General features: G+C 70.7%; 22 protein-coding genes and 1 tRNA gene. 20 read left to right on the top strand and 3 right to left on the bottom strand.

Annotation, left to right across the window (positions count from 1 at the left end):
* The first annotated feature begins 65 nt into the window (after positions 1 to 65).
* Both HET64_RS01640 and HET64_RS01635 read left to right on the top strand, forming a co-directional pair.
* Complete coding sequence (locus HET64_RS01640) at positions 66 to 347, top strand: HU family DNA-binding protein (RefSeq protein ID WP_003968811.1); 282 nt, start codon at positions 66 to 68, stop codon at positions 345 to 347.
* 211 nt (positions 348 to 558) lie between these two features.
* Complete coding sequence (locus HET64_RS01635) at positions 559 to 1,119, top strand: hypothetical protein (protein WP_251144623.1); 561 nt, start codon at positions 559 to 561, stop codon at positions 1,117 to 1,119.
* Between the two features lie 31 nt (positions 1,120 to 1,150).
* On the opposite strand, the gene HET64_RS01630 is transcribed toward HET64_RS01635, so the two are convergent.
* The gene (locus tag HET64_RS01630; protein WP_215101407.1) at positions 1,151 to 1,615 is read right to left on the bottom strand and encodes a DUF2000 domain-containing protein; all 465 of its coding nucleotides are present in this window, start codon (positions 1,613 to 1,615) and stop codon (positions 1,151 to 1,153) included.
* Positions 1,616 to 1,664: 49 nt separating this feature from the next.
* On the opposite strand from HET64_RS01630, the gene HET64_RS01625 reads away from it, so the two are divergent.
* On the top strand, positions 1,665 to 2,495 hold the full coding sequence (locus HET64_RS01625; RefSeq protein ID WP_215101405.1) for an AraC family transcriptional regulator: 831 nt from the start codon (positions 1,665 to 1,667) through the stop codon (positions 2,493 to 2,495).
* 127 nt (positions 2,496 to 2,622) lie between these two features.
* Here the strand turns inward: HET64_RS01625 and murA are convergent, their stop codons facing one another.
* Entirely contained in the window at positions 2,623 to 3,963 is a 1,341-nt protein-coding gene (gene murA / locus HET64_RS01620) for a UDP-N-acetylglucosamine 1-carboxyvinyltransferase (protein ID WP_007450559.1), read from the bottom strand.
* Between the two features lie 287 nt (positions 3,964 to 4,250).
* Between murA and HET64_RS01615 the strand changes: the two genes are divergently transcribed.
* The 15 genes from HET64_RS01615 (at position 4,251) to HET64_RS01545 (ending at position 22,247) form a co-directional block, all read left to right on the top strand.
* A complete protein-coding gene (locus HET64_RS01615) occupies positions 4,251 to 4,811 on the top strand; it encodes a YqgE/AlgH family protein (RefSeq protein ID WP_215101403.1) in 561 nt (186 codons plus the stop codon).
* A gap of 121 nt (positions 4,812 to 4,932) precedes the next feature.
* Positions 4,933 to 5,229: a DUF3039 domain-containing protein gene (locus HET64_RS01610; RefSeq protein ID WP_006124925.1), complete on the top strand. Its 297-nt coding sequence runs from the start codon at positions 4,933 to 4,935 to the stop codon at positions 5,227 to 5,229.
* A gap of 239 nt (positions 5,230 to 5,468) precedes the next feature.
* Entirely contained in the window at positions 5,469 to 6,773 is a 1,305-nt protein-coding gene (locus tag HET64_RS01605; RefSeq protein ID WP_215101402.1) for an extracellular solute-binding protein, read from the top strand.
* Between the two features lie 2 nt (positions 6,774 to 6,775).
* Positions 6,776 to 7,756 carry a carbohydrate ABC transporter permease gene (locus HET64_RS01600; RefSeq protein WP_215101400.1) on the top strand — a complete coding sequence of 327 codons (981 nt, stop codon included), beginning with the start codon at positions 6,776 to 6,778 and terminating at the stop codon, positions 7,754 to 7,756.
* The gene (locus HET64_RS01595; RefSeq protein ID WP_374105526.1) at positions 7,753 to 8,658 is read left to right on the top strand and encodes a carbohydrate ABC transporter permease; all 906 of its coding nucleotides are present in this window, start codon (positions 7,753 to 7,755) and stop codon (positions 8,656 to 8,658) included. The genes HET64_RS01600 and HET64_RS01595 overlap by 4 nt, the downstream gene beginning before the upstream one ends.
* Positions 8,659 to 8,662: 4 nt before the next feature.
* Complete coding sequence (locus HET64_RS01590) at positions 8,663 to 10,333, top strand: beta-N-acetylhexosaminidase (protein ID WP_215101398.1); 1,671 nt, start codon at positions 8,663 to 8,665, stop codon at positions 10,331 to 10,333.
* Between the two features lie 352 nt (positions 10,334 to 10,685).
* Positions 10,686 to 11,582, top strand: a complete 897-nt coding sequence (locus HET64_RS01585; protein WP_215101396.1) for a xanthine dehydrogenase family protein subunit M — start codon at positions 10,686 to 10,688, stop codon at positions 11,580 to 11,582.
* Entirely contained in the window at positions 11,579 to 13,270 is a 1,692-nt protein-coding gene (locus tag HET64_RS01580; protein WP_215101394.1) for a 2Fe-2S iron-sulfur cluster-binding protein, read from the top strand. The genes HET64_RS01585 and HET64_RS01580 overlap by 4 nt, the downstream gene beginning before the upstream one ends.
* 106 nt (positions 13,271 to 13,376) lie before the next feature.
* Positions 13,377 to 15,731: a molybdopterin cofactor-binding domain-containing protein gene (locus HET64_RS01575; RefSeq protein ID WP_215101392.1), complete on the top strand. Its 2,355-nt coding sequence runs from the start codon at positions 13,377 to 13,379 to the stop codon at positions 15,729 to 15,731.
* 189 nt (positions 15,732 to 15,920) lie between these two features.
* The gene (locus HET64_RS01570) at positions 15,921 to 16,340 is read left to right on the top strand and encodes a hypothetical protein (RefSeq protein WP_215101390.1); all 420 of its coding nucleotides are present in this window, start codon (positions 15,921 to 15,923) and stop codon (positions 16,338 to 16,340) included.
* A 19-nt stretch (positions 16,341 to 16,359) separates the two neighbouring features.
* Positions 16,360 to 18,675, top strand: coding sequence for a DUF6571 family protein (locus HET64_RS01565; protein WP_215101388.1), 2,316 nt, complete (start codon positions 16,360 to 16,362; stop codon positions 18,673 to 18,675).
* Positions 18,676 to 19,007: 332 nt separating this feature from the next.
* Positions 19,008 to 19,331, top strand: a complete 324-nt coding sequence (locus tag HET64_RS01560; RefSeq protein ID WP_215101387.1) for a hypothetical protein — start codon at positions 19,008 to 19,010, stop codon at positions 19,329 to 19,331.
* 106 nt (positions 19,332 to 19,437) lie between these two features.
* Entirely contained in the window at positions 19,438 to 19,743 is a 306-nt protein-coding gene (locus HET64_RS01555; RefSeq protein ID WP_308369722.1) for a hypothetical protein, read from the top strand.
* 254 nt (positions 19,744 to 19,997) lie between these two features.
* Positions 19,998 to 21,248: a hypothetical protein gene (locus HET64_RS01550; RefSeq protein WP_251144621.1), complete on the top strand. Its 1,251-nt coding sequence runs from the start codon at positions 19,998 to 20,000 to the stop codon at positions 21,246 to 21,248.
* Positions 21,249 to 21,461: 213 nt separating this feature from the next.
* A complete protein-coding gene (locus HET64_RS01545; protein WP_215101383.1) occupies positions 21,462 to 22,247 on the top strand; it encodes a hypothetical protein in 786 nt (261 codons plus the stop codon).
* Positions 22,248 to 22,304: 57 nt separating this feature from the next.
* Here HET64_RS01545 and HET64_RS01540 read toward each other — a convergent pair.
* Positions 22,305 to 22,379, bottom strand: a tRNA-Cys gene (locus HET64_RS01540).
* Positions 22,380 to 22,604: 225 nt separating this feature from the next.
* Here HET64_RS01540 and HET64_RS01535 point away from each other — a divergent pair.
* Both HET64_RS01535 and HET64_RS01530 read left to right on the top strand, forming a co-directional pair.
* Entirely contained in the window at positions 22,605 to 24,119 is a 1,515-nt protein-coding gene (locus tag HET64_RS01535; protein WP_215101381.1) for an MFS transporter, read from the top strand.
* 294 nt (positions 24,120 to 24,413) lie between these two features.
* Entirely contained in the window at positions 24,414 to 26,198 is a 1,785-nt protein-coding gene (locus HET64_RS01530) for a DEAD/DEAH box helicase (RefSeq protein WP_215101379.1), read from the top strand.
* Positions 26,199 to 26,492: the final 294 nt, after the last annotated feature.

Raw genomic sequence — 26,492 nt, 5'->3', positions numbered from 1 at the left:
AGGGCCCTGGCAGCATCGGCTTCGATCTCACGCCTCACAGGCAAGAAGAACACGGGAGTAACAACATGAACCGCAGTGAGCTGGTGGCCGCCCTGGCCGACCGCGCCGAGGTGACTCGCAAGGACGCCGACGCCGTGCTGGCCGCGCTCGCCGAGACCGTCGGTGAGATTGTCGCCAAGGGCGACGAGAAGGTCACCATCCCCGGCTTCCTGACCTTCGAGCGCACCCACCGTGCCGCTCGCACCGCTCGCAACCCGCAGACCGGCGACCCGATCAACATCCCCGCCGGCTACAGCGTGAAGGTCTCCGCGGGCTCGAAGCTCAAGGAAGCCGCCAAGGGCAAGTAACCCCCAACGGCGCAACACAGAGGGCGGCCACTTCCGACCAGGAGTGGCCGCCCTCGCGCATGCCGGGGGCACATGCGCCCCGCAGGAGCCCCCGCACCATGCCCGGGGCAGCTGCGGGGCCCCCGGGCCGACGCCCGGAGGGATGCCCCGCGGAACCGCGAGTCCGCCCGACCGGCCACCTGCTCCCGCTGCACGCCCCTAGTCTTCCCGCATGACCTCGGACGCTCTGCCGCCCATGGACGCGGATGCACGCCCGGTGGAATCCGGTCGGAGACGTACGGCTGTGCGTCTCTCGGTGTCGCTCTGCCTCCTGGCAGCCGCGGCGATGCTGCTGGCCGCCCTTCTCGGCGCGTACGAGTGGTACCTGGCACTGGCGTGCTGGTCGCTCGGCCTCGTGGCGGTTCCGGTCCGCCACGGCGTGACGGCAAGCCGGGAGATGATCCAGGAGGTGTGGCGGCTCCGCACCCGCGGCGTCCTGGCCGAAGGGCGCAGGCAGCCCTTCGGCGCCTACGAGTACGCCGACCGCGACGGGCGGACCCACCGCCTCGTGGACAGCTACGAATCCGCGCAGCGGGTGGAGGTTCTCTACGACCCGGCGGCTCCCGGGCAGACGGCCCAGGTCGGCCGCCGCACTGCCGGCACGCTGGCCTTCGCCGTCCTCCTGTTCCTCCTGTCCCTCGCCATGACCACGGCGCTCGCGGTCATCGGACTGGCGGGGCCGCTCACCGCCCTGGGCGTCATCTCCCCCGGCATCTTCTCCGGCCTGTACTGAGCCCGGGGCGCTCCGCTCCGGCCCCCGGGGCTCAGGGGTGCATCCGCGCACCCTTGAGGACCTTGTCCACGGCGTTGCGCGGCCCGTACACGGCGAGGCCCACCAGATCCAGCGCGTCCCGCCCCACCGCCCGTACGGCCGCCCGGTTGTCCCGGTCGTTCCCCGTGCCGAAGAGGTCCGCGGTGAACACGGCCGTCGCCAGCGACCGGGACAGGGCCCTGGTGTGCGCGGCGGTCACCGTCTCCTTCGCCCCCTCGAAGACCAGCACCGGCTGCCGGAGCATCGGCAGGTACGCGGTGGAGTCGGCGTCCTCGTAGGGTTCACCGATCACCTCGGGCACCGCCGTCCCCAGCCCGCTGACCAGAAAGGCGGTCACGTTCAGGCGCTGCCAGGACTCCAGGTCGTCACGGAGCAGCACCGCGACCTTCGTGTCGAAGCGGACGGGAACGCCCCCGGCCGGCGTGGTCCCGCTCTCGGTCTCGTGCGTGTTTCTCATGGTTCGAGACTGGCCGGTGGACCCGGGCGCGGTCTTGTACGTTCTTGGCGTGGCGCCACGGCAGGAGATCAGGGACGTCGCGGCCTGGCGTCCGGCCGTCGCCGGCGTCGTGGAGGTCCTTCACGCCCGCTTCACCGAGCACGCCTACCCCATGCACGTCCACGACGCCTGGACGCTCCTGATCGTCGACGACGGCGCCGTCCGCTACGACCTGGACCGGCGCGTGCACGGCACCCCGGACGGCACGGTGAGCCTGCTGCCGCCCGGCGTCCCGCACAACGGCTCGCCCGCGACCACCGACGGCTTCCGCAAACGGGTGCTCTACCTGGACATGACGCACCTCGACGCGGGCCTTGTCGGAGCCGCCGTGGACACCCCCGACCTCGCCGACCCGCTGCTGCGCACCCGCGTCGGCCGGCTGCACACCGCCCTCGCGGACCCGGGCGACGCGTTCGAGGCGGAGAGCCGCCTGGCGTTCATCGGCGAGCGGCTGCGGGGACACCTGCGCCCCGGGGGCCTCCCGGCGGGCCCGGCGCCCGGCCGGGGCGTCGCACGGGATCTGCGCGAGCTCCTCGACGAGCGGCTGAGCGAGGGCGTCACCCTCGACGCGGCCGCCCGGCTGCTCCACGCGCACCCCACCCATCTCGTACGGGCCTTCAGCGCGGCGTACGCCATCGCGCCGCACCAGTACGTGACGTCACGCCGCGTCGACCGGGCCCGCCGCCTGCTGCTCGACGGGATGCCGCCCGGCGAGGCGGCCGCCGCCGTCGGCTTCCACGACCAGTCCCACCTCACCCGGCACTTCAAGCGGATCGCGGGCACCACCCCGGGCCGCTATGCCCGCCATGCCCGCTCACGCGGCCTTCAGGGGCCCCTCTGAGGCCCGACAGCCCGCCGCCCCGGCTCCGAGTCCGGAGCCGGGGCGGCGGGCCGCTCACGCGGGAACTGCGCGGTGCGCAGTGCTGTGTGCGGCAGCACTGTGCGGCCTTCACGGCGCACGGGGACGGTCAGACGAGCGAACCGCCCGGCAGCTCGACCTTCGCGCCGAGCTTCTCCAGCTTCTCCATGAAGTTCTCGTAACCGCGGTTGATCAGGTCGATGCCGTGCACCCGGGAGGTGCCCTGCGCCGCCAGCGCCGCGATCAGGTACGAGAAGCCGCCCCGGAGGTCCGGGATGACCAGGTCGGCGCCCTGGAGCTTGGTCGGTCCGGAGACGACCGCCGAGTGCAGGAAGTTGCGCTGGCCGAAGCGGCAGTCCGAGCCGCCGAGGCACTCGCGGTACAGCTGGATGTGCGCGCCCATCTGGTTGAGCGCGGAGGTGAAGCCGAGCCGCGACTCGTACACCGTCTCGTGGACGATCGACAGGCCCGCGGCCTGCGTCAGCGCGACCACCAGGGGCTGCTGCCAGTCCGTCTGGAAGCCGGGGTGCACGTCCGTCTCCAGCGCGATGGCGTTCAGCGCGCCGCCCGGGTGCCAGAAGCGGATGCCCTCGTCGTCGATCTCGAAGGCGCCGCCGACCCGGCGGAAGGTGTTCAGGAAGGTCATCATCGAGCGCTGCTGCGCGCCGCGCACGTAGATGTTGCCCTCGGTCGCCAGCGCCGCCGACGCCCAGGAAGCCGCTTCCAGGCGGTCCGGGATCGCCCGGTGGGTGTAACCGTCGAGCTTGTCGACACCGGTGATCCGGATGGTCCGGTCGGTGTCCATGGAGATGATCGCGCCCATCTTCTGCAGTACGCAGATGAGGTCCTCGATCTCCGGCTCGACGGCCGCGTTGGACAGCTCGGTGACGCCCTCGGCGAGGACGGCGGTGAGCAGCACCTGCTCGGTGGAGCCCACCGAGGGGTACGGCAGCCGGATCTTGGTGCCGCGCAGCCGCTGCGGGGCCTCCAGGTACTGGCCGTCCGCCCGCTTCTCGATGGTCGCGCCGAACTGGCGCAGCACCTCGAAGTGGAAGTCGATCGGCCGGCCGCCGATGTCGCAGCCGCCCAGGCCCGGGATGAAGGCGTGGCCGAGGCGGTGCAGCAGCGGGCCGCAGAACAGGATCGGGATGCGCGACGACCCCGCGTGGGCATCGATGTCGGCGACGTTCGCCGACTCGACGTGCGAGGGGTCGAGGATCAGTTCGCCCGGCTCGTCGCCGGGGCGGACGGTGACGCCGTGGAGCTGGAGGAGCCCCCGTACCACCCGTACGTCACGGATGTCGGGAACGTTGCGGAGGCGGCTGGGCCCGCTGCCGAGCAGCGCGGCGACCATGGCCTTCGGCACCAGGTTCTTGGCGCCTCGGACGCGGATCTCGCCCTCCAGCGGGGTTCCGCCGTGGACAAGCAGGACATCGTCTGTGCCGGTCATGTATCTCGCGTTCCGGAGTGGTCGGGCAGGGGGCCAACGAAAAGGGTAATGGCCTCCTACCCCCCTTCCGTAAGACGAAGGGGGGTGTACGAACGTCATGAATCCGCCACAACACCCTCCGCGCATCCGATCTTGCGGAGGGTTACCGTCCGGATGGCCCACCGCGACGCCGCCCGGCGGTGCGCTCCCCGTGCCTCCGTGCGCCCTGAGCTGCGCTCGCTCTCCTGATGGCGGCATCACGGTCACTCGCCCCCCGTGGAGGGTGAAGATGCGGGATCATTCCTGCCATGACGGAGGTGTCCTCGCTCACAGGGCGGCTGCTCGTGGCCGCACCCGCCCTCACGGACCCGAATTTCGACCGTGCGGTGGTGCTGCTCCTCGACCACGACGAGGAGGGCTCCCTCGGCGTGGTCCTCAATCGCCCGACCCCGGTCGGCGTCGGCGACATCCTCGCGTCCTGGGCCGGCCTGACCGGCGAGCCGGACGTCGTCTTCCAGGGCGGCCCGGTCTCGCTCGACTCCGCCCTCGGCGTGGCGGTGATCCCCGGCGACGAGGGCCCGCTCGGCTGGCGGCGGGTGCACGGGGCGATCGGCCTGGTCGATCTGGAGACCCCGCCCGAGCTGCTCGGCCCCGCCCTCGGTTCGCTGCGGATCTTCGCCGGGTACGCGGGCTGGGGCCCCGGTCAACTGGAGGGCGAGCGAGACGAGGGCGCGTGGTACGTGGTCGACTCGGAGCCCGGCGACGTCTCCTCCCCGTGCCCCGAACGGCTCTGGCGCGCGGTGCTCCGCCGCCAGCGCAGCGAGCTCGCGATGATCGCCACGTATCCGGACGACCCTTCGCTCAACTGAGCGACGAACCGCCGCTCGGCCGAGGCCCGCCCCGTCGTTCAACTGGGGGACGAACCTCCGCTCGACCGGGGGTGACCCTTCCCTCAACCGGAGGCCGCCTCTTTCAGTACCCTTGGCGGTTATGAGCACTCTTGAGCCCGATCGCGGGGCAGGTACGGGGACCCTCGTCGAGCCGACGCCGCAGGTGTCGAGGGGCGACGGCGACCACGAGCGCTACGCCCATTACGTCCAGAAGGACAAGATCATGGCGAGTGCCCTGGAGGGCACTCCCGTGGTCGCGCTGTGCGGGAAGGTCTGGGTGCCGGGGCGCGACCCCAAGAAGTACCCGGTCTGTCCCATGTGCAAGGAGATCTACGAGTCCATGGGCGCCGGCGGCGACAAGGACAAGGGCAAGGGCGGCGGCAAGGACAAGAAGTAGGTCCGGACCCCACCTGCTGTCAGGCCCCCGGGGCGTGCGACACCGCACGCCCCGGGGGCCTTCCGCTTGCCCGGTCACCCTCGGTGACCGGGCCGTCGCGTTGCACGGGCTGCATCCGCTGGTCACAGAGTGGTCGAGACCACTTGTCGTCGCCGGAACGCGGATCTACTCTCCTGCCAGTTGTGCAGAACGAAACGCACGTTGCACATGGTGCAACGCATGACCGGTAGGGGTTCCGGATGAAGCTTTCTGCCCGAATTGCCGCCCCGGCTGCGGCGCTTGTGCTGGCCGGCCTCACCGCCACCGCCTGCGCGCCGCAGACCTCCGACACCAGTGCGAAGGGTGACGAGAAGAGCGGCACGCTCCGTGTCTGGCTCTTCCAGGAGGTCGGCAACAAGCCCAAGGAGAAGGTCGTCGACTCGGCCGTCGCCGCGTTCGAGAAGGCCCACAAGGGCACGGAGGTCGAGGTCGAGTACATACCGGTCGACACCCGCGCGCAGCGGATCAAGGCCGCGTTCAACGACCCCAAGAGCGCCCCGGACCTCATCGAGTACGGCAACTCCGACACCGCCGGATACGTCAAGGACGGCGGACTCGCGGACATCACCGAGGAGTTCGGCGCCTGGGACGAGGCCAAGGACACCGACCCGATCGCCAAGCAGTCGGTCACCGTCGGCGACAAGGTCTACGGCGCACCCTTCTTCGTCGGCGTCCGGGCCCTCTACTACCGCACCGACGTCTTCGAGGACCTCGGCATCGAGGCCCCGAAGTCGCAGGCCGAGCTGATCTCCACCGCCAAGAAGATCCGCAAGGCCAAGCCCGACCTCTACGGCCTCGCGGTCGGCGGCGCGTACACCTACGGCGCGATGCCCTTCATCTGGGCCAACGGCGGCGAACTCGCGGGCGAGACCGGCGGGACGTACAAGTCGGGCATCAACAGCGAGAAGTCCCGCAAGGGCATCGAGACCTACACCTCCCTCTTCGGCGACGACAACTGCCCGGCCGCCAAGTGCGCCTCCATGGGCGGCAACGCCACCGTGACCGCCTTCGCCTCCGGCAAGGCCGCCATGGCCATCGGCGGCGACTTCAGCCACGCGGCCGTCGAGGCGGGCGCGGTCAAGGGCAAGTACGCCGTCGTCCCGCTGCCCGGCGTCGCCAAGAACTCCATCGCCCCCGCCTTCGCGGGCGGCAACAACCTCGGCGTCCTCAAGAGCAGTTCGCACCGCACCCTCGCCGTCGACCTGATGAAGTCGCTCAGCGGCAAGAAGGCCCAGGCCGAGATGTTCGACGCGATGGGCTTCCTGCCCACCTACACCGACGTCCTGGACAACGCCGCGAAGAAGGAGCCCTTCGTCGCCCCGTTCGTCCAGACCCTGGGCGCGGGCGCCAAGTTCGTCCCCGCCTCGCCCGCCTGGGGCCAGATCGACGCCTCGCTGGTCCTGCCGACGATGTTCCAGGAGATCGTCTCCGGCCGTAAGGACGTGGCCCAGGCCTCGGACGACGCGGCGAAGAAGATGGACACGGCCTTCACCGACGCGGGCTGACGATGACCACGCACACCACCTCGCTCAAGGTGCCGCCCGCGGCCGGGAAGGGCGGCGGCACCCCGTCCGCCCGCCCGCCCCGGCGCGGCCGGTCGCACTCGCCCGTGAACCGGTCCGGCTGGACCCCGTGGCTCTACCTCCTGCCGGCGCTCGTCCTGCTCGCCGGGCTGCTGGTCTACCCGATCTACCAACTCGGCCTGATCTCGTTCCTGGAGTACACCCAGGCCCAGGTCAGCGGCGGCGAACCCACCACCTTCCAGGGCTTCGGCAACTACGCCACCCTCTTCAACGACAGCCAGTTCTGGCAGGTCCTCCTCGCCACCGTGGTCTTCGCCGCGGCCTGCGTGGTGTCCACCCTGATCGTCGGCTGCGCGCTGGCCGTGCTGCTGACCCGCGTCCGCGCCGTGCCCCGGCTCGCGCTGATGATGGCCGCGCTCGGCGCCTGGGCGACCCCCGCGATCACCGGCTCCACCGTCTGGGTCTTCCTCTTCGACCCCGACTTCGGACCGGTCAACAAGATGCTGGGACTCGGCGACTTCTCCTGGATGTACGGGCGCTACAGCGCGTTCGCCGTGGTGCTCTTCGCGGTCCTGTGGTGCTCGTTCCCGTTCGTGATGGTCACCGTGTACGCGGGCATCCGGGCCATCCCGACCGAAGTGCTGGAGGCCGCCTCGCTGGACGGCGCGTCCCAGTGGCGGATCTGGCGCACCATCATGGCGCCGATGCTCAAGCCCATCCTGATCGTCGTCACCATCCAGTCGATCATCTGGGACTTCAAGGTCTTCACCCAGATCTACGTGATGACCAACGGCGGCGGCATCGCCGGCCAGAACCTGGTGCTCAACGTGTACGCGTACCAGAAGGCGTTCGCGTCCTCGCAGTACAGCCTCGGATCCGCGATCGGCGTCGTGATGCTGGTGATCCTGCTGGCCGTCACGCTGGTCTATCTGCGCCTGATGAGGCGCCAGGGGGAGGAACTGTGAGCGCGACGACCGGCAGTCCCGTACGCGGTCCCGCGAGCGGCGGCACGCGCGGCGGCGGCATCGCCAAGCTGCTGCGCGTGAAGCGGCCCGGCAGGCTGGCCGCGGAGGCGGCCGCCCTGCTGATCGCCGTGGCGGTCGCCTTCCCCCTCTACTGGATGGTGCTCTCCGCCTTCAAGCCGGCCGGGGAGATCCAGTCCACCGACGCCCGCCCCTGGACGCTGTCCCCCTCGCTCGACTCGTTCCGCCGGGTCTTCGAACAGCAGGACTTCGGCCGCTACTTCCTCAACAGCCTGCTGGTGGCGGGCACGGTCGTCATCCTCTCCGCGCTGATCGCCTTCCTCGCCGCCACCGCCGTGACCCGCTTCCGCTTCAAGTTCCGCACCACGCTGCTGATCATGTTCCTGGTCGCGCAGATGGTGCCCGTGGAGGCGCTGACCATCCCGCTGTTCTTCCTGATGCGGGACTTCGGCCAGCTGAACACGCTCGGCTCGCTGATCCTGCCGCACCTGGCCTTCTCGCTGCCGTTCGCCATCTGGATGCTGCGCGGATTCGTCAAGGCCGTCCCCGAAGCCCTGGAGGAGGCCGCCTACATCGACGGGGCCAGCCGCAGCCGCTTCCTGTGGCAGATCCTCTTCCCCCTGGTCTTCCCGGGCCTCGTGGCCACCAGCGTCTTCTCCTTCATCACCACCTGGAACGACTTCCTGTTCGCGAAGTCGTTCATCATCAGCGACACCTCCCAGTCGACGCTGCCCATGGCGCTGCTGGTCTTCTTCAAACCGGACGAGAACGACTGGGGAGGGATCATGGCAGCCTCGACGGTGATGACCATTCCCGTACTGGTCTTCTTCGTACTCGTACAGCGACGCCTCGTCTCCGGACTGGGCGGAGCGGTAAAGGACTGATGGCATGGCACCCCGGAACACCGAGCACACGGACACCGCGGACCCCGCGGCTCTCGGTCTGATCCCGGCCCCGCGCACCCTGACGGCGGCCCCCTCCGGGCGGCCGTACCCGCTGGGCCCCGATACCCCGCTGAGCGCCGCACCGGGCACGGAGGGCGTCGCCCGCTGGCTGCGCACCACGCTCGGCGCGGCCACCGGACTGCCCCTGGCCGAGGGCGCGGGCGAGAACGGCATCGTGCTGACGCTCGACGGAGGGCTGGCCCCCGAGGCGTACCGCCTCGCGGTCGACACCGACGCCGTACGCCTGACGGGCGGCAGCGCGGCGGGTCTCTTCCTGGGCGCGCAGACCCTCCGTCAGCTCCTCGGCCCGGACGCCTTCCGGCGCGCACCGCTCGCCCCGAGCCGCGCCTGGGAGGTCCCGGCGGTCCTCGTCGAGGACGCACCCCGCTTCGGCTGGCGCGGCATGATGCTCGACGTCTCACGGCACTTCCTGCCCAAGGACGACGTCCTGCGCTACCTGGACCTGCTGGCCGCCCACAAGCTGAACGTCTTCCACTTCCACCTCACCGACGACCAGGGCTGGCGCATCGAGATCAAGCGCTACCCGCGGCTGACCGAGGTCGGCTCCTGGCGCTCACGCACCAAGTACGGCCACCGGGCCTCCGAGCTGTGGGACGAGACCCCCTACGGCGGCTTCTACACCCAGGACGACATCCGCGAGATCGTCGCCTACGCCGCCGAGCGGCACATCCGGGTCGTCCCCGAGATCGACATCCCGGGCCACTCGCAGGCGGCCATCAGCGCCTACCCCGAGCTGGGCAACACCGACGTCGTCGACACCACCGCCCTCTCCGTCTGGGACACCTGGGGCGTCAACCCGAACGTACTCGCCCCCACCGACAGCACCCTGCGCTTCTTCGAGGGCGTCCTGGAGGAGGTGCTGGACCTCTTCCCCGCCGAGACCTCCCCGTTCGTCCACATGGGCGGCGACGAGTGCCCCAAGGACCAGTGGAAGGAGTCCCCGCTCGCCCAGGCCCGGATCGCCGAACTCGGCGTGAAGGACGAGGACGGGCTCCAGTCCTGGTTCATCCGGCACTTCGACGCCTGGCTCACCGAGCGCGGCCGCCGCCTCATCGGCTGGGACGAGATCCTCGAAGGGGGCCTCGCCGAGGGGGCCGCTGTCTCCTCCTGGCGCGGCTACGGCGGCGGCATCGCGGCCGCCGAGGCCGGGCACGACGTCGTCATGTGCCCCGAGCAGCAGGTGTATCTGGACCACCGTCAGGACGGCGGCCCCGACGAGCCGATGCCCATCGGGTACGTCCGCAGCCTGGAGGACGTCTACCGCTTCGAGCCCGTCCCGCCGGGCCTGAGCGAGGAGGCGGCCCGTCACATCCTGGGCACCCAGGCCAACGTCTGGACCGAGGTCATGCAGAACCGGGCCCGCGTCGACTACCAGGTCTTCCCGCGCCTCGCCGCGTTCGCCGAGGTCGCCTGGTCCGCCCTGCCCGCCCCGGCCGACCGGGACTTCGCCGCGTTCGACGCCCGGATGACGGCCCACTACGCCCGGCTCGACGCCCTCGGCGTGGACTACCGCCCGCCGGGCGGCCCGTACCCCCGGCAGCAGCGCCCCGGCGTCCTCGGCTTCCCGCGCGACGGAGCGCCGCCGTTGGTGTGACCCCCGCACCGCCCCGCCCGGCCGCGGCCGTCCTCCGGGACCGCCGCGGCCGGCGCGCGTCCGGGGCCAACAGCCCCGGCGGCACGCGCCGGAGACCCCGCCCCCGCGCGCCGGAGCGAGGCCGCGAACCACAACAAGCCGTACAAGCCTCGCTGAAGAGTGGCAATTCACCCTCCCCGCCGAAGAAGTACGAAACCCGGCCATCTCGCAGGTCAGGGACGGATCCACCCTTCGCGGACCCTCGCGACGGTCCGATCGGAAGATGTGCCAGAGTTGCCACGTCCGGGCTGTGAACACGTACCGTACGGCGGAACAGGCGGGACAGCCGGGAGACCGGGAAGGGGCAGCTGGGTTGACCACGCACGCACCGCAGGCGATGCAGTCGGTGACGCTGCCGGCCTCGTTGGACGAGGCCGTGGCGGCACTCGGCGCCATGCCCGCAGCCGTTCCGGTCGCGGGGGGCACGGACCTGATGGCGGCCGTCAACAAGGGGCTCCTGCGCCCCTCGGGGCTGGTCGGCCTCGGCCGGATCAGCGAGCTGCGCGGCTGGCACTACCAGGACGGCCACGCGCTCCTCGGCGCCGGCCTCACCCACGCCCGCATGGGGCGACCCGACTTCGCCGCCCTGATCCCCGCCCTCGCCGCCTCCGCCCGCGCCGCGGGACCGCCGCAGATCCGCAACGCCGGCACGCTCGGCGGCAACATCGTCACCTCCGCGCCCACCGGCGACGCCCTGCCGGTGCTGGCAGCGCTGGAGGCCGAGCTGGTCATCGCGGGCCCCGGCGGCGCCCGCCGCGAGATCCCCGTCTCCCACCTGCTGGCCGGCCGTGAACTGCTGGAGCCCGCGGAGCTGATCGGCTTCGTCCGCGTACCGCTGCTGCACGCCCCGCAGGTGTTCCTGAAGGCCACCGGCCGCACCGGCCCGGGCCGCGCCACCGCCTCGGTCGCCATCGTCCTGGACCCGGCCCGCCGGGGCGTGCGCTGCGCGGTCGGCGCCATCGCCCCGATGCCGCTGCGCCCGCTGGAGGCGGAGCGCTGGATCGCCTCGCTGATCGACTGGGACGGCGAGCGGGGCCTGGCCCCCGACGCGCTGGCCGCCTTCGGCGAGTACGTCGCCGCGGCCTGCATCCCCGACCACGCACCACCGGCCGACGGAACAGAGGCCCCGCCGCTGTCCCCGGCCGTACTGCACCTGCGGCGCACCGTCGCCGCGCTCGCCCGACGCGCGCTGGGGAGGGCACTGTCGTGAGCAATGAGGAATACCCCGACCAGCAGGGACGGCAGGGCCACCCCGAGGGCCCGGACCCCCGCTACGGCGGCTGGGAGCCGACGCCGCAGGGCGACGGGTTCGACGCCGACGCCACCGCGTTCGTCCACCTCCCGCCGGAGGACCTGGCGAACATTCCGCTGGCCGCTCCCGGCCAGGGGTACGTCCCCCCGATGATCCTGCCGCTGACCCCGGCCGCGGGTCTGGACCCGGCGGCGACGGGCAGCTGGGTGCTCCAGACGCAGACCCAGCAGGCCCAGGCCGAGCAGCGCGCCCAAGAGGCCGCGGCCGCTCAGGAGTCCGGCGCGGTCCACTGGCCGGACCCGAACCAGCAGGGCGGGCAGGGCGGCTACCGGGGCCCGTACCAGGACACGTCGCACGCCACGGCCCAGTGGAACTTCACCGAGGCGTTCGGCGGGACGGCGGCCCCGGAGGGCGGGCATCCCGGCCACGCGGACGAGGTGAACCACGCGGACCAGGTGAACCACGCCGGCCAGGCGAGCCACGCCGACCGGTCGAACCATGGAGACCACGCCGGCCAGGCAGACCACACCGGTCATGCCGGTCATACCGGTCAGTGGACGATTCCGGTGGCGGACGGGGATCTCCCAGATGAATCGGGCGAGTTCCTGGCCTCGGCGCACACGCCGCAGTGGTACGCGGACAGCGCCCGCCCGGCAACGCTCCCCGGCGGCGCCCCCGCCCCCTGGGCCACACCGGAACCGGAGCCGGTGGCCGACCCCGTACCCGCGGCGGAGCAGACCCCGGAAGCGGAACGGGCGACGGACGAACCGGCGCAGGACGAGCAGGCGGAACAGCCAGAACAGGCAGCCCGGGCGGCGCACGAGGGGACCGGCCCCGACATCGAGGCCCCCGCCGGCGAAGAGCCCGGCACGGCACCCGAGGCGGCACTCGCTCCCGAGGCCGAAGCGGACACGGCACCGGACACGGTCCCGGAAGCAGCCCCGGACGCGACTCCGGAAGCCGACCCGGACGGAGCCCCGGACGCGACTTCGGGAGCCGACCCGGAAGCCGATGCCATCGCCGCCCCCGACGCCGTTGTCCTCGACGCACCGAGCGAGCACCCGTCCGCGTCCTACCTGCTCCATGTCAACGGTGTGGACCGCCCGGTCAGCGACGCCTGGATCGGCGAGTCCCTGCTCTACGTGCTCCGCGAGCGCCTCGGCCTCGCCGGGGCCAAGGACGGCTGCTCGCAGGGCGAGTGCGGAGCCTGCAACGTCCAGGTCGACGGCCGGCTGGTCGCCTCCTGCCTGGTCCCTGCGGCCACGGCGGCGGGCAGCGAGGTGCGTACGGTCGAGGGGCTCGCCGTGGACGGCGAACCGTCCGACGTCCAGCGCGCCCTGTCCGCCTGCGGAGCCGTCCAGTGCGGCTTCTGCATCCCCGGCATGGCGATGACCGTCCACGACCTGCTGGAGGGCAACCACGCCCCCAGCGAGCTGGAGACCCGCCAGGCACTCTGCGGCAACCTCTGCCGCTGTTCCGGCTACCGGGGCGTGCTCGACGCCGTCGCGGACGTCGTCGCGGCCCGCGAGGCGAACGCCGAGGCGGCCGCGGCGGTCCAGGACGAGGCCCGCATCCCGCACCAGGCCGAGCCGGGCGCGGGCGGCGTGCAGCGGGGACCCCACCCGCACGAGGGAGAGGCGCTGTGAGGCACGCCCGCGGCCCCGCCGTCCGACAGCAGCACCCCACCGACCACACCGACCCACGGCCCACCTCCCGTCGCCGCACCGGCGGGGCGAACGACAAGGAGGCGGCGTGAGCAGCGACGCGGCCACCGCGGCCAACGCGACCAGCACCAGCCTGCCCAGAATCGACGCGCTGAGCGGCGGACCCGGAGGCGGACCGGACCAGGAGCTGCCCCGGATGGGCCTCGGGGCGTCGCTCACCGCAGCCGACTCCCGTGCGAAGACCGAGGGCACCTTCCCGTACGCCGCGGACCTCTGGGCCGAGGGCCTGCTGTGGGCGGCCGTGCTGCGCTCCCCGCACCCGCACGCGCGGATCGTGTCCATCGACACCTCGGGGGCCGAGGAGATGCCCGGGGTGCGCGCGGTCGTCACGCACGAGGACGTGCCGGGGGACAGCAACTACGGCCGCCACGTCGTGGACCGCCCGGTGTTCGCCTCCGACCTGGTCCGCCACCACGGCGAGCCGATCGCCGCCGTCGCCGCCGACCACCCGGACACCGCACGGCTGGCCGCCGCCGCCATCGCCGTACGGTACGAGGTGCTGGAGCCGGTCACGGACCCGGAGAAGGCGTTCGCGGCCGAGCCCCTGCACCCCGACGGCAACCTGATCCGCCACATCCCGCTGCGCTACGGCGACGCGGAGGCGACGGGCGAGGTCGTCGTCGAGGGCCTGTACCGCATCGGCCGGCAGGACCCGGCCCCGATCGGCGCGGAGGCCGGGCTCGCCGTGCCCCGCCCGGACGGCGGCGTGGAGATCTACACCGCCTCCACCGACCCGCACACCGACCGCGACCTGATCGCCGCCTGCTTCGGCCTGGAACCGGACCGGGTCAAGGTCGTCGTGACCGGGGTGCCGGGCGCGACCGGCGACCGCGAGGACCCGGGCTTCCAGATTCCGCTGGGGCTCCTCGCGCTGCGCACCGGCTGCCCGGTGAAGCTCGCCGCGAGCCGCGAGGAGTCCTTCCTCGGCCACACCCACCGCCACCCCACGCTCCTGCGCTACCGCCACCACGCGGACGCGGAGGGCCGGCTGGTCAAGGTGGAGGCCCAGATCCTGCTGGACGCGGGCGCGTACGCCGACGCCTCCTCCGAATCCCTGGCCGCCGCGGTGGCCTTCGCCTGCGGCCCGTACGTCGTCCCGCACGCCTTCATCGAGGGCTGGGCGGTCCGGACGAACAACCCGCCGTCGGGCCATGTGCGCGGCGAGGGCGCGATGCAGGTCTGCGCGGCGTACGAGGGCCAGATGGACAAGCTGGCCGCGAAGCTGGGCATCGACCCGGCCGAACTGCGGCTGCGCAACACGCTCTCCACGGGCGACATCCTGCCCACGGGCCAGACCGTGACCTGCCCGGCCCCCGTGGCCGAACTGCTGCAGTCCGTGCGCGACTTCCCCCTCCCCGCTCTCCCCAAGGACGCCCCGGAGGACGACTGGCTGCTGCCGGGCGGTCCCGAGGGCGCGGGGGAGCCCGGGGCGGTGCGCCGGGGCGTGGGCTACGGACTGGGCATGGTCCACATGCTGGGGGCCGAGGGCACGGACGAGGTCTCGACGGCCACGGTCCGGGTGCACGACGGCGTGGCCACGGTGATCTGCGCGGCCGTGGAGACGGGCCAGGGCTTCACCACGCTCGCCCGCCAGATCGTCCAGGAGACCCTGGGCATCGAAGAGGTCCACGTGGCCGCCGTCGACACCGACCAGCCCCCGGCGGGCCCGGCGACGCACGGCCGCCACACCTGGGTGTCGGGCGGGGCGGTGGAGCGCGCGGCGAAGATGGTCCGCACCCAGCTCCTCCAGCCGCTGGCCCACAAGTTCGGGATGTCCACGGAGCTGCTCCAGATCGCCGACGGCAAGATCACCTCGTACGACGGGGTGCTGTCCACGACGGTCACCGAGGAGCTGGACGGCAAGGAACTCTGGGCCACCGCCCAGTGCCGCCCCCACCCCACGGAACCGCTGGACGAGTCCGGCCAGGGCGACGCGTTCGTCGGCCTCGCGTTCTGCGCGGTACGGGCGGTGGTCGACGTCGACATCGAACTCGGCTCCGTCCGCGTCGTCGAGATGGCGGTCGCCCAGGACGTCGGCCGTGTCCTGAACCCGGCCCAGCTGGCGATCCGCATCGAGGCGGGCATCACCCAGGGCATCGGCGCGGCCCTCACGGAGAACCTCCGCACCGCCCGCGGCCTGATCCGCCACCCCGACCTGACCGGCTACGCGCTCCCGACCTCGCTGGACGCCCCGGACATCCGCATCGTGAAACTGGTCGAGGAACGCGACGTGGTGGCCCCCTTCGGCGCGAAGCCGGCCTCGGCCGTCCCGGTCGTCACGGCCCCCGCGGCGGTCGCCTCGGCGGTCCGCTCGGCGACGGGCCGCCCGGTGAACCGCCTGCCCATCCGACCGCAGGCGGCGGTGGCGACGCCCAAGGGCTGACGAGGACGAGGCGGCGGTCCCGGCCCGGCCGCACCCTTGAACAGGAAGACGTCGACGGACATAGGAGCGATTCAGAGGCTCCGCTGAATTCGTGCCCGAGTAAAGGCTCAGATCGTACTCGTCCGTCCTGTACCCGCGACCGTACGGTTGCCGTGAAGGCTGTCCGCACGGCGATACCCGGGGGAACACGTGACATTCGACAAGGAATGGGCCGAACTTCGCTCGGCGGCGGCCGAGCGAAGCATGCAAATCAACGGCGCTCCGGCCGAGGGCGGCGGCGGTGCACCCGACCTGGTGGTGACCCGGGACGACCTCGGCGCTATAGGCAATGACGCCTACGAGCTGAGGACGAAGCTGTCGAAGGACGGCGACCACGCCCGTCCGGCCACCTTCGACGCGGCGACCGCACTCACCAACGGCAACTTCGCGAGCGGTTCGGCGGTGCTCAAGGTGCACGACCGCTGGCAGACCCATCTCAAGACGCTGCTCGATTCCTGTGCGCACATCTCGAACCACCTGGATTACACCAAGGCGCAGCACGCGAAGGACGACGTGAAGATCGGTGGGGATCTGGCATCGATCTCCAAGCTCTCGGAATACATGAAGTAGGGCTCGGGGGAGCACGCGCATGCTGAGTTACGAAGACATCGTCGAAGCCCCGCTGGGAAAGCTGAAGGCCGCGGCCGACGACTGGTCGGAAATGGCGACCAATCTGGACAGGCTCGCCACCCAGGCCTCCGACGGGATGAAGGCGAAGGCCGGCAAGGCGAGCTGGGAGGGCCTCAACGCCGGGGTCACCAGGGAGTTCATAGGCAAGACCGCCAAGGAGTTCACGGACGCCGCCGCCGAGGCCAAGGGCGTCAAGACGCTGCTGGAAGAGGGCTACACGGCCTTCAAGAAGGCCAAGGACGACCTGGTCAACATCCGGGACCACGAAGGGCCGACGGCCGGCATCCGGGTGGACGGCAGGGGCAAGGTGACGGCGCGTTCCCCGATCTCCGAGGACAACACGGCGCGCCACGACCCCGACTTCAGCAAGTATCTCCAGCAGGAGAGGGAGAGCATCGCGTCGTGGCAGAAGAGGATCGACCTCATCGTCGACAACTGCAACGACACCGATGTGACCTTTAAGAACTCCCTTGAGGCCAACGTCACCGACCGCAAGGACTTCAGCGCCCCGAAGTACACGAAGTTCGACCAGGAGGAGGCGGGCCGGGCCGCCGCGCTGGCCTCCAAGGGCCGCGACCTCACCCACACCGAACTCCAGGCGCTGAACGAGCTGCTGCGCGACAACGGAAAGTCGCCGGAGTTCGCGAAGACCTTCTACGAGAAGCTCGGACCGGAGAAGTCCCTCGCCTTCTTCGGCCAGCTCGCCACAGACACGCACAAGGGTATGAAGGTCGACAAGGAGCGACTCAAGGATGTCCAGGAACTCCAGAAGAACCTGGGACTGAACCTGGCCACCGCCTCCCACGACAAGGCGTTTTCTGCGGAGTGGGGCCCGGAGCTCCGCAAAATGGGCACGGAACGCATCACGCTGGGCAAGTACGACAACAGTGGCGGCCCGTACGGCTACCAGTTGCTCGGCGGCATCATGCGCTACGGGAACTATGATCCCAAGTTCCTCAACCCCATTGCCGAGCACGTAGTCCAGTTGAGGCAGAAGGACCACGACTTCTTTTACGGATCCAAGGGCTTGCCAGGCGGGCCGGAGAATCCACTGAACCCCTCGGGCGTCAACGGATCCGGCTACGACCCGGTGAACAGCATGATGGAAGCCTTGGGGCACAGCCCGGAGGCCGCGAAGGAGTTCTTCTCTGCCGAACCCACCGCGTACAACGAGGACGGCACCCCGAAGAAGGGTGACGCTGATCTCGGTAAGAACAAGGACGGGCAGGAGATCTCCAGATACCTGGACTTCTTCCAGAACGAAGACTACGACCCGTTCTACGACATCACAGGTCACGATCGTGACGACATGAAAAAGTCCATGGAGTACCTGCCTGATGCGCTCGGGAAGGCCCTGGAGGCGGCAACTACCGGGCACGCCTGGGATGACCCCTCGCCCACGCTCAAGCGCGACGAGGTGACGGCGGACATCATGAAGAACGTGATCGACAGCTATGGAGGCGACTCCGAGCTCCGGGACCGGCATGCGCCGATGAAAGACAGCCTTGCGCGCATGGGTGCCGCCTACATCGATGACCTGAATTACTCGACCTACAACTTCGGCGGCTACGGAGACGAAGCGGGGCGAGAAGATCTTTTCATGAAGAGCAGTGACCTATCTGAAAGGACCGACTTCGGAGAGGAGGCGGCGCGCAGGTTCATGGCCGCAGTTGCCACGGACGACGAGGGGTATCGGACTTTGAGCAGTGCTCAACAAGTGTACGAGGCCAGCGGACTGCGGTCGTTCGGAGATAACAAGGGGGAGGCGCTGGCATTCGGCGGAAACGCGACCAAGGTTCATGGGATCCTCGATGAGTCGCGCAGCATCGGAATCGGTGATGAATTCAAGAACAACGAGGACGCGGAGAACCTGGCGAGGGAGAAGAGTGCAGAATGGCGTAAGGCTGGAGTCAGCGGAGCGGTGACGGCTGTGGTGGGGGTTGGGTCTGCGGTTGTGCTCGGACCTGCTGCTGGTGTCGTCTCCACGGTTGCGGTACCGCTGGTCATGGAGATGGCTGGTAGTGCGGTGAGCACGCAGTACGGTTCTGACACGCTGCAATATCTCAAAGACGCCGAATATAACAACAATGATCAAGCGCTCGCCAGTATCGAGGCGGAGAGTACGCAGGGTAAGCGTAGCGCCGCAGCCGCTATGTTCCATTACGCCGACTCCGTGGGTATGACGCAAGAAGAGAAGCGTGATCTTTTCCGCGATATCGAGCATGATTACAACAGTGGCGTCACGGCCGCGCGACAGCCGATGAAGGTCAACTGATGGTGAAGCGATCATCTTCTGCGTTCGTCTTGTCCGGTGTCGTTCTGTGCGCGCTGGCGCTGGCTGGGTGCTCGGATAGCTCGGAGCCGGGCAATGAGACGCGTGGTTCTGCAGGCCTCGAAAAGTGTGGCCAGTTCCTGGGTACGGAGAACGTCCACGGGGCGGTCGACTCCGTAGACGGAGGTAAGGCGACTGCTACCGCGCGGAACAGCCCTGCACGGCTGGCTGCGATACTGGATCGTGAGGCTGAGGAGTGGTCAGTTGATGATCTACTGCACAACTCTTACAGTGCTTGCCGCATTCAGCTCCCTGCCGGGGACGGTGGCGCATTTGTGATCGAGGCGACGGTTCAGTGGTCGGCTCTGACCGTCGATTCGATGAGCGAGCCAAAGTATGCCAAGAGTTGGCGACAGTTGAACGACCACGTGTTCGTCGAGCTGGAGACCGGGCAGCCGAGCATGGGACTCCTCGTCACGTGCGGTGTCCCCGGTGCCGCAGCAGGACAGGAAGCAGGGCTACCCCTGCAGATGTCGGTCACCGATCCCGGCCTGGCGGTTGAGCAGCGCCAGGCTCTGCTGTCGGCCTTCGCCCGAAGCCTGGTCGACGAATTGTCGTGCATCGGAGAGCCGGTTATACCGGCACAGCTCCTCCGCTGATATTGGGCGACGAGGCCTATTGCGAGCTCGGAGAATCTGCGGCCGGTGACCAGGGGAGGGCCAGGGACGTGGTCACGGAGAACGGCAACAATGAAAGGCGCTGAAGGTGATCACGGGATCGTCGCGGTTCGAGGCGTCGGGCGAGGAGTCCACCGTCGCGCAGGCCGCGAGGTCGTTGAGCGGGGCCGTCGTCCAGTTCGCCTGCCGGAGTGCGAAACCACCCGGCTCCACGCCGGCTCGCATCAGGCTCGGTGTGGAGCGATGGTCGCCCGCGGACCCCGAAGGCGACCCCGAGACGCTGACGGACGCCTACGCGACGGTCGCCCACTCCATCTCGCTGGCCATGGCGAAGGAACTGGACTGGGAGAACAACGGGGGGCTGGAGGCCCGGCCGTCACTGGACCCCGCGTGACCCGGTGACGCGCGCTGCGCGCGGCCGCGTTCGGCAGGCGGTCGCCCCATCTCTGATCGCCCCTCGACAACGGTCTGCGACAGGGGAGGAATAAGCCCCTCCCCGCAAATTACTGGCTAGTTCGGGCCTCACTCCGGCACCCCCTGTGGCCGCTACATTCACCTCTGTCCGGTCCGGTCCGGACAGAAACGACCAGGGGGAAACAGACAGTTATGCGTCCCATAGGAACCAGGAGCCATACCGGCAGATCATTCATGGCGGTGACCGTCCACGCGGTCGCCGTGGCGGTCGCCGCCATGGGCCTCGCCGCCTCGCCCGCCGCCGCCTCGCCCGCTGCCGCGGTACCGACCGCCGCCGCGGCACCCCAGCTCGGGGGCGCCTGCACCGCGGCCGACCTCGGCACCCGCCACCCGTACATCAAGAACACCGAAGTGTCCCCGACGATCACCCACTTCAAGGGCTGGTACGTCACCGAGGGCACCACCGGCAACCACACCGTCGTCACCAGCACGGAGACGGTCGTCACGGTCTCCGTCGGCCTCACCGGCGGCGTCGAGGGCAGTTTCGCCGTCGCGACCCTCGAAGCGGCCAAAGCGACCCTCGGTCTGGAGGTGAAGGTCGAATACTCCTCCACCAGCAGCGAGTCGAACACGGTCGCGTGGAGCTTCAACCAGCCCGGCTACTACGGCGTCTACAAGGGCACGAAGAAGGTCACCGGTACCTACGGAAGCCTCAACTGCATCCGCTCCCAGCAGAGCGACGGAAGCTGGGCGCTGAAGTGGGCCGAGGGGCCCGGCGGTGGCAGCTTCACCACCTACACCACCCTTGAGGAAGGCGCGGTGCGCTGCCAGGACACGGTGCCGGCGGGCAGCATCATGGCCAAGGCGCAGAGTCTCCTCGACTGCGGCTCGCCGGCCGCGAAGGCCGAGCGCCCGGCGGGTGCGGTGGCACCGACGGCGCGGCAGGAGCAGGACCGCCTCGCCCAGCCCCCGGCCCCCACCGGCGGCACGTCCGCCGAACAGCCCGGGGTCACCGCGCGCGGCGCGCGGGCCGCCCTCGACTGCCAGACCCAGGTCTACAAGATCGCCGTGCCCGGAAAGCCCCTGTCCTGGGGCGCGCCGGTCCTGGCGAGCGACGGTGTCCGCCTGCGGCCCTCGACGATCTTCAGCGCCCACCTGGACCACTGGCGCCTGTGCAACGTGACGGAGAGCAACGGGGTCATCGAGGCGACCCTGTGGAACTGGGGCAACGGCGGGTGCGCGACCATCGCCGCGCCGAACGCGGCCACCGACCGGGCGGTCGTGATGACGGCCACCTGTGCGGAGGACGACCTCCAGCGGTTCTTCATCTACCGTGACGTGCCCGGCAGTCCGAAGATCGGTGTGCAGAACAAGTACACCGGATCCATGATGGGCCACGACCGGTACGCGGACGGGGAGTTCATCCGCCAGTACTCCAGCGGCAGGCAGGACGGTACGGGTACGTACTCCCTGGACGCTGTCTGACGGACCACGCCCTGTGAACGGCCCCGCACGTGAACCCTCGGCTTCCCCGGTTCCGTGCGGGGCCCTTCGCGTCTTCTGCCGGAGCGAGGGGCTCCCCGTGGCGACGGAGACTCCTGGACACTTCCGGGCCGGCCCGGATAACCGGAGAATGCCGCGAAGGGCCGAACCCGTCCGATGGTTCGTACCGTTGTCCGACCAGGGGAGAGCCACCACGTGATCACTGAACCGGAGCTGGTGGGCGAGCCCGGGCCGGGGGAGCCCGCGGACGTGGTGAGCGGGTTCGATCCGCGGCAGGGACCTGCGGCCGGCGGCCGACGCCGGGTGCGGGGGTTGCTGTGGGCCGCCGCCGGAGCGGTGGTGGCGTCGGCGGTGTGGGCGACGGCGGTCTTCGCGTACGGGATCGGCGGCGACCGGAAGCCCGATCCGCGTGGCTACCGCGTGGAGTCCGACTCCTGCGCGGCGGTGCAGCTGAAGGCGCTCGCGAAGGCGGTGGGGAAGCCGGCGGCCGAGCCGTCGACCGAACTGGACGGCATCGAGCACCCCGCCCTCCGCCGCATTCGCTGCACCGTCGACTTCACGGTGGCGGCCGCCCGGGCGCCGGACGGCGCGGAGGCCTCGGGCTGGTCCACCGGCTATCAGGCCTCCCTCACCGCGGAGTTGCACAAGGAGACCGACCCGCGCCCCGAGTTCGAGGCGAGCAGCACGCTGACGGAGGTCGACGGCACGAGTGTGGACCGGGTGGAGCGCGTACCGGACCTCGGCGACCTGGCCTATCTGCTGATCATGGAGGACGAATCCATGCGTGTGCAGGTGGTGGAAGGCGGTGCCGTCGTGACGCTGACCCTGTCCTCCTGGATGTCTCCTCCGGACATCGACAACGGAAGGGAGGGTCTGCCCGACGTGGTGGACCAGCCGGAGATGCTCGCCTACCGGGGCGATTTGATCAGCGACACCCGCGCGGTGATGCAAGCCCTGAAGGCTGACCGGCCGGCCGGCTGACCGACCGACCGCGAACGGAAGCGGCCGCCCCCTGTCGTGGGGACGGCCGCTTCGCGGTGGAGACCGTGACCGGATTCGAACCGGTGTAACTCGAGTTGCAGTCGAGCCCCTGAGCCTCTCGGGCACACGGTCGGGTGTGGTGCTGCGGTGCTGTCGCGCGGTGCTCTGTTCCTTGCTGTCCACGACGCTACGGGGCTCCGCCCGCCGCCTCAAGGAATCCGGCCGGGCCGCAACGCGACTGCCATACGCCGTTCACACCCGGTCCGGTACCGGGGCCTGCGACCTACGACCAAGGGCCGAGCGCGGGACGGTACATCGACAGGGTTCAAACCGCCCCATGCCCCTTACGCTGGGCCCATGACCGCCCTCGAACCGCGTGACGGCACCGATGCCGCACACCTCGCGCCGCCCACGACCGACGATCGCTCCTCGGACCCGCTGTCCGGCATCCCCCTCGCAGCCGTCGAAGGGGTCCTCGGGCGCACCTACCGGGCGCTCAGCATCGGCATCGTCTCCGTGGTGTTCCTCATCGCGTTCGAGGCCACGGCGGTCGGCACGGCCATGCCGGTCGCCGCGCGCGAGCTGAACGGGATCCCCCTCTACGCCTTCGCCTTCTCCGCGTACTTCACCACCAGTCTGTTCGCCATGGTCCTCTCCGGGCAGTGGGCCGACCGGCGCGGGCCTCTCCAGCCGCTCGCCACCGGGATCACCGCGTTCGGCGTCGGCCTGCTGCTCTCCGGGGCGGCCACCAGCATGTGGGTCTTCATCGCGGGCCGGGCGGTCCAGGGACTCGGCGGCGGGCTGGTGATCGTCGCCCTGTACGTGGTCATCGGGCGGGCCTACCCCGAGCGCATCCGGCCCGCGATCCTGGCGGCCTTCGCCGCGAGCTGGGTGATCCCCTCCGTCGTCGGGCCGCTCGCCTCCGGGACGGTGACCGAGCACCTCGGCTGGCGCTGGGTCTTCGTCGGCATCCCGGTCCTCATCGTGATCCCGCTCGCCCTGGCCCTCCCGGCGATCCGGCGGACGGCCTCCGGGCCCGCGGACCCGGCCGCCGCCACCGAGCCGTACGACCGCCGCCGGATCCGGCTCGCCCTCGGGATCTCGGCCGGGGCGGGGCTGCTCCAGTACGCGGGGCAGGAGCTGAACTGGCTCGCCCTCCTGCCGGCCGCCCTCGGCGTCGCCCTGCTGGTGCCCGCCGTACGCGGACTGCTGCCCACCGGGACCGTACGGGCGGGGCGCGGGCTGCCCTCGGTGGTCCTGCTGCGCGGGGTCGCCGCCGGGTCGTTCATCGCCGCCGAGTCCTTCGTACCGCTGATGCTGGTCACCCAGCGCGGGCTGTCCCCGACGATGGCCGGGCTCTCGCTGGCCGTCGGCGGGGCGACCTGGGCGCTCGGTTCGTTCGTACAGTCCCGGCCGCGCATGGAGCCCCACCGGGAGCGGCTGATGGTCAGCGGCATGGTGCTGGTCGCCGCCTCGATCGCCGTCGCGCCGTCCGTGCTGATCGAGGGGGTTCCGGTCTGGACCGTCGCCGTCGCCTGGGCCTTCGGCTGCTTCGGGATGGGCATGGTGATCGCCTCCACCAGCGTGCTGCTGCTGAAGCTGTCGGCCCCGGAGGAGGCGGGCTCCAACTCCGCCGCCCTCCAGATCTCCGACGGGCTCTCCAACGTGCTGCTCCTGGCCAGCGGCGGCGCGGCCTTCGCCGCGCTCGGCGGCGGGGCGGTGGGCGCGGCCGCGCACGGGGCGGTGGAGGCCGGAGCCGCCGGCTCGCACCCGGGCGCGTTCGCCGCCGTGTTCCTGCCGATGGCGGGGGTGGCACTGGTGGGGGCCTGGGTGGCGACCCGGGTTGTCGTGCGGGAGAAGCACGGCAGCTGAGGGGCGTTGCGGGCGGGCTTCGGAGCCCGCCCGCGGGTCGGCTACCGGACCCCGCGGGCGTCCCGGTCGGGTCGGGTACCGGCCCCGCGGGCGTCCCGGTCGGGTCGGCTACCGGACCCCGCGCGCGACCCTGTGAAGCGGGTCTCAACGGCACCGCACCACGGCTCGTTCGTACGAGATCTTCTCCGGGCCCCCGGTAGGGTGGCCCGGTTGTCGTATCGCGGGCCGGGCCGATCAGGGCCGGGCCCGGTGCGGACAGCACCCCACGTACCCGAGAGCCCCGAACCGGAGACCGTGACTACTACCACCGCCTCCCACCACCTCTCACCCGCCTTTCCCGGCCGCGCCCCCTGGGGCACCGCCGGCAAGCTGCGAGCCTGGCAGCAGGGCGCCATGGAGAGGTACGTCCAGGAGCAGCCGCGCGACTTCCTCGCCGTCGCGACGCCCGGCGCCGGCAAGACCACGTTCGCGCTGACCCTCGCGTCGTGGCTGCTGCACCACCATGTCGTGCAGCAGATCACCGTCGTCGCCCCGACCGAGCACCTCAAGAAGCAGTGGGCGGAGGCGGCCGCTCGGATAGGGATCAAGCTCGACCCCGACTACAGCGCCGGCCCGCTGAGCAAGGAGTACCACGGGGTCGCCGTGACGTACGCCGGTGTCGGCGTCCGTCCGATGCTGCACCGCAACCGCTGCGAGCAGCGCAAGACGCTCGTGATCCTCGACGAGATCCACCACGCCGGCGACTCGAAGTCCTGGGGCGAGGCCTGCCAGGAGGCGTTCGACCCGGCGACCCGGCGGCTCGCGCTGACCGGTACGCCGTTCCGTTCGGACACCAACCCGATCCCGTTCGTCGCGTACGAGGAGGGCAACGACGGCATCCGCCGCTCCTCCGCCGACTACACCTACGGCTACGGCAACGCGCTCGCCGACGGCGTCGTCCGCCCGGTCATCTTCCTCAGCTACAGCGGCAACATGCGCTGGCGCACCAAGGCCGGCGACGAGATCGCCGCCCGGCTCGGCGAGCCGATGACCAAGGACGCCATCGGGCAGGCCTGGCGCACCGCGCTGGCGCCCACCGGCGATTGGATCCCCAACGTGCTCGCCGCCGCCGACAAGCGGCTCACCGAGGTCCGCAAGGGCATCCCCGACGCGGGCGGCCTCGTCATCGCGACCGACCAGGAGTCGGCGCGCGCGTACGCCAAGATCCTCAAGAAGGTCACCGGCGAGACGCCGACCGTGGTCCTCTCCGACGAGAAGGCCGCCTCCAAGAAGATCGACCGGTTCAGCGGCGACGAGTCGCGCTGGATGGTCGCGGTCCGCATGGTGTCCGAGGGCGTCGATGTGCCGCGCCTCGCCGTCGGCGTGTACGCGACGACGATCTCCACGCCTCTCTTCTTCGCCCAGGCCGTCGGCCGCTTCGTGCGGTCCCGCAGGCGCGGCGAGACGGCCTCCGTCTTCGTTCCGACCATCCCGATGCTCCTCGACTTCGCCAACGAGATGGAGGTCGAGCGCGACCACGTGCTCGACAAGCCGAAGAAGGGCAGCGACGAGGAGAACCCGTTCTCCGAGGAGGACAAGCTCCTCGCCGACGCGGAGAGGCTGGAGGACGAGGAGACCGAGGAGCAGCTGCCCTTCGAGGCACTGGAGTCCGACGCCGTCTTCGACCGGGTGCTGTACGACGGCGCCGAGTTCGGCATGCAGGCGCACCCCGGCTCCGAGGAGGAACAGGACTACCTCGGCATCCCCGGGCTCCTGGAGCCGGACCAGGTTCAGCTCCTCCTCCAGAAGCGGCAGACCCGGCAGATCGCGCACAGCCGCCAGAAGCCGGCCGAGGAGGCCGACCTCCTGGAGAAGCCGGCCGACGCCCGGCCCGTGGTCACCCACAAGCAGTTGCTGAGCCTGCGCAAGCAGCTCAACACCACGGTCTCCGCCTACACGCACCAGAGCGGCAAGCCCCACGGCGTGATCCACAACGAACTGCGTCGCGTCTGCGGCGGCCCGCCGAGCGCGGAGGCCACGGCCCACCAGATCCAGCAGCGCATCGCGAAGGTCCAGGAGTGGGCGACGCGGATGACGTGACCCCGGTGCCGTCCGTTCTCGCCGGCCCGTACGGAGGTTCCCCCCTTCGTGCGGGCCGACGGCGTTCCCGGGCGTCGTGGCGACGCTCCCGGCTTCCGCGGAGACGTTTCCGGTCGCCGGGTCCGGGAAATTTCTGGGTGACCGTTCACGCACTGTTAACGTTGGTTCACATCCGTGGACGCACGGCCCCGGCGGTGTCACGACACGTGAACGCGCGTAGATGTTCGCTTTCCGGACGCCGCCCCGCTGACCGGCCCTTATGTGCGGGCCGTTCCGGGGCTCCGCGTCCGGAGA

The organism is Streptomyces sp. McG3 (genome assembly GCF_018619185.1).
GTDB lineage: Bacteria > Actinomycetota > Actinomycetes > Streptomycetales > Streptomycetaceae > Streptomyces.
Note: the sequence above shows the minus strand (reverse complement) of the source record. Positions and strands in the feature narration are given on the sequence as shown.

Bases quoted from the DNA above. Each gene is read 5' to 3' on its own strand.
- murA (WP_007450559.1), bottom strand. From the start codon at position 3,963: ATGACCGGCACAGACGATGTCCTGCTTGTCCACGGCGGAACCCCGCTG.
- HET64_RS01615 (WP_215101403.1), top strand. From the start codon at position 4,251: ATGACGGAGGTGTCCTCGCTCACAGGGCGGCTGCTCGTGGCCGCACCC.
- HET64_RS01535 (WP_215101381.1), top strand. From the start codon at position 22,605: ATGACCGCCCTCGAACCGCGTGACGGCACCGATGCCGCACACCTCGCG.
- HET64_RS01590 (WP_215101398.1), top strand. From the start codon at position 8,663: ATGGCACCCCGGAACACCGAGCACACGGACACCGCGGACCCCGCGGCT.
- HET64_RS01610 (WP_006124925.1), top strand. From the start codon at position 4,933: ATGAGCACTCTTGAGCCCGATCGCGGGGCAGGTACGGGGACCCTCGTC.
- HET64_RS01640 (WP_003968811.1), top strand. From the start codon at position 66: ATGAACCGCAGTGAGCTGGTGGCCGCCCTGGCCGACCGCGCCGAGGTG.
- HET64_RS01635 (WP_251144623.1), top strand. From the start codon at position 559: ATGACCTCGGACGCTCTGCCGCCCATGGACGCGGATGCACGCCCGGTG.
- HET64_RS01565 (WP_215101388.1), top strand. From the start codon at position 16,360: ATGCTGAGTTACGAAGACATCGTCGAAGCCCCGCTGGGAAAGCTGAAG.
- HET64_RS01630 (WP_215101407.1), bottom strand. From the start codon at position 1,615: ATGAGAAACACGCACGAGACCGAGAGCGGGACCACGCCGGCCGGGGGC.
- HET64_RS01605 (WP_215101402.1), top strand. From the start codon at position 5,469: ATGAAGCTTTCTGCCCGAATTGCCGCCCCGGCTGCGGCGCTTGTGCTG.
- HET64_RS01550 (WP_251144621.1), top strand. From the start codon at position 19,998: ATGGCGGTGACCGTCCACGCGGTCGCCGTGGCGGTCGCCGCCATGGGC.
- HET64_RS01600 (WP_215101400.1), top strand. From the start codon at position 6,776: ATGACCACGCACACCACCTCGCTCAAGGTGCCGCCCGCGGCCGGGAAG.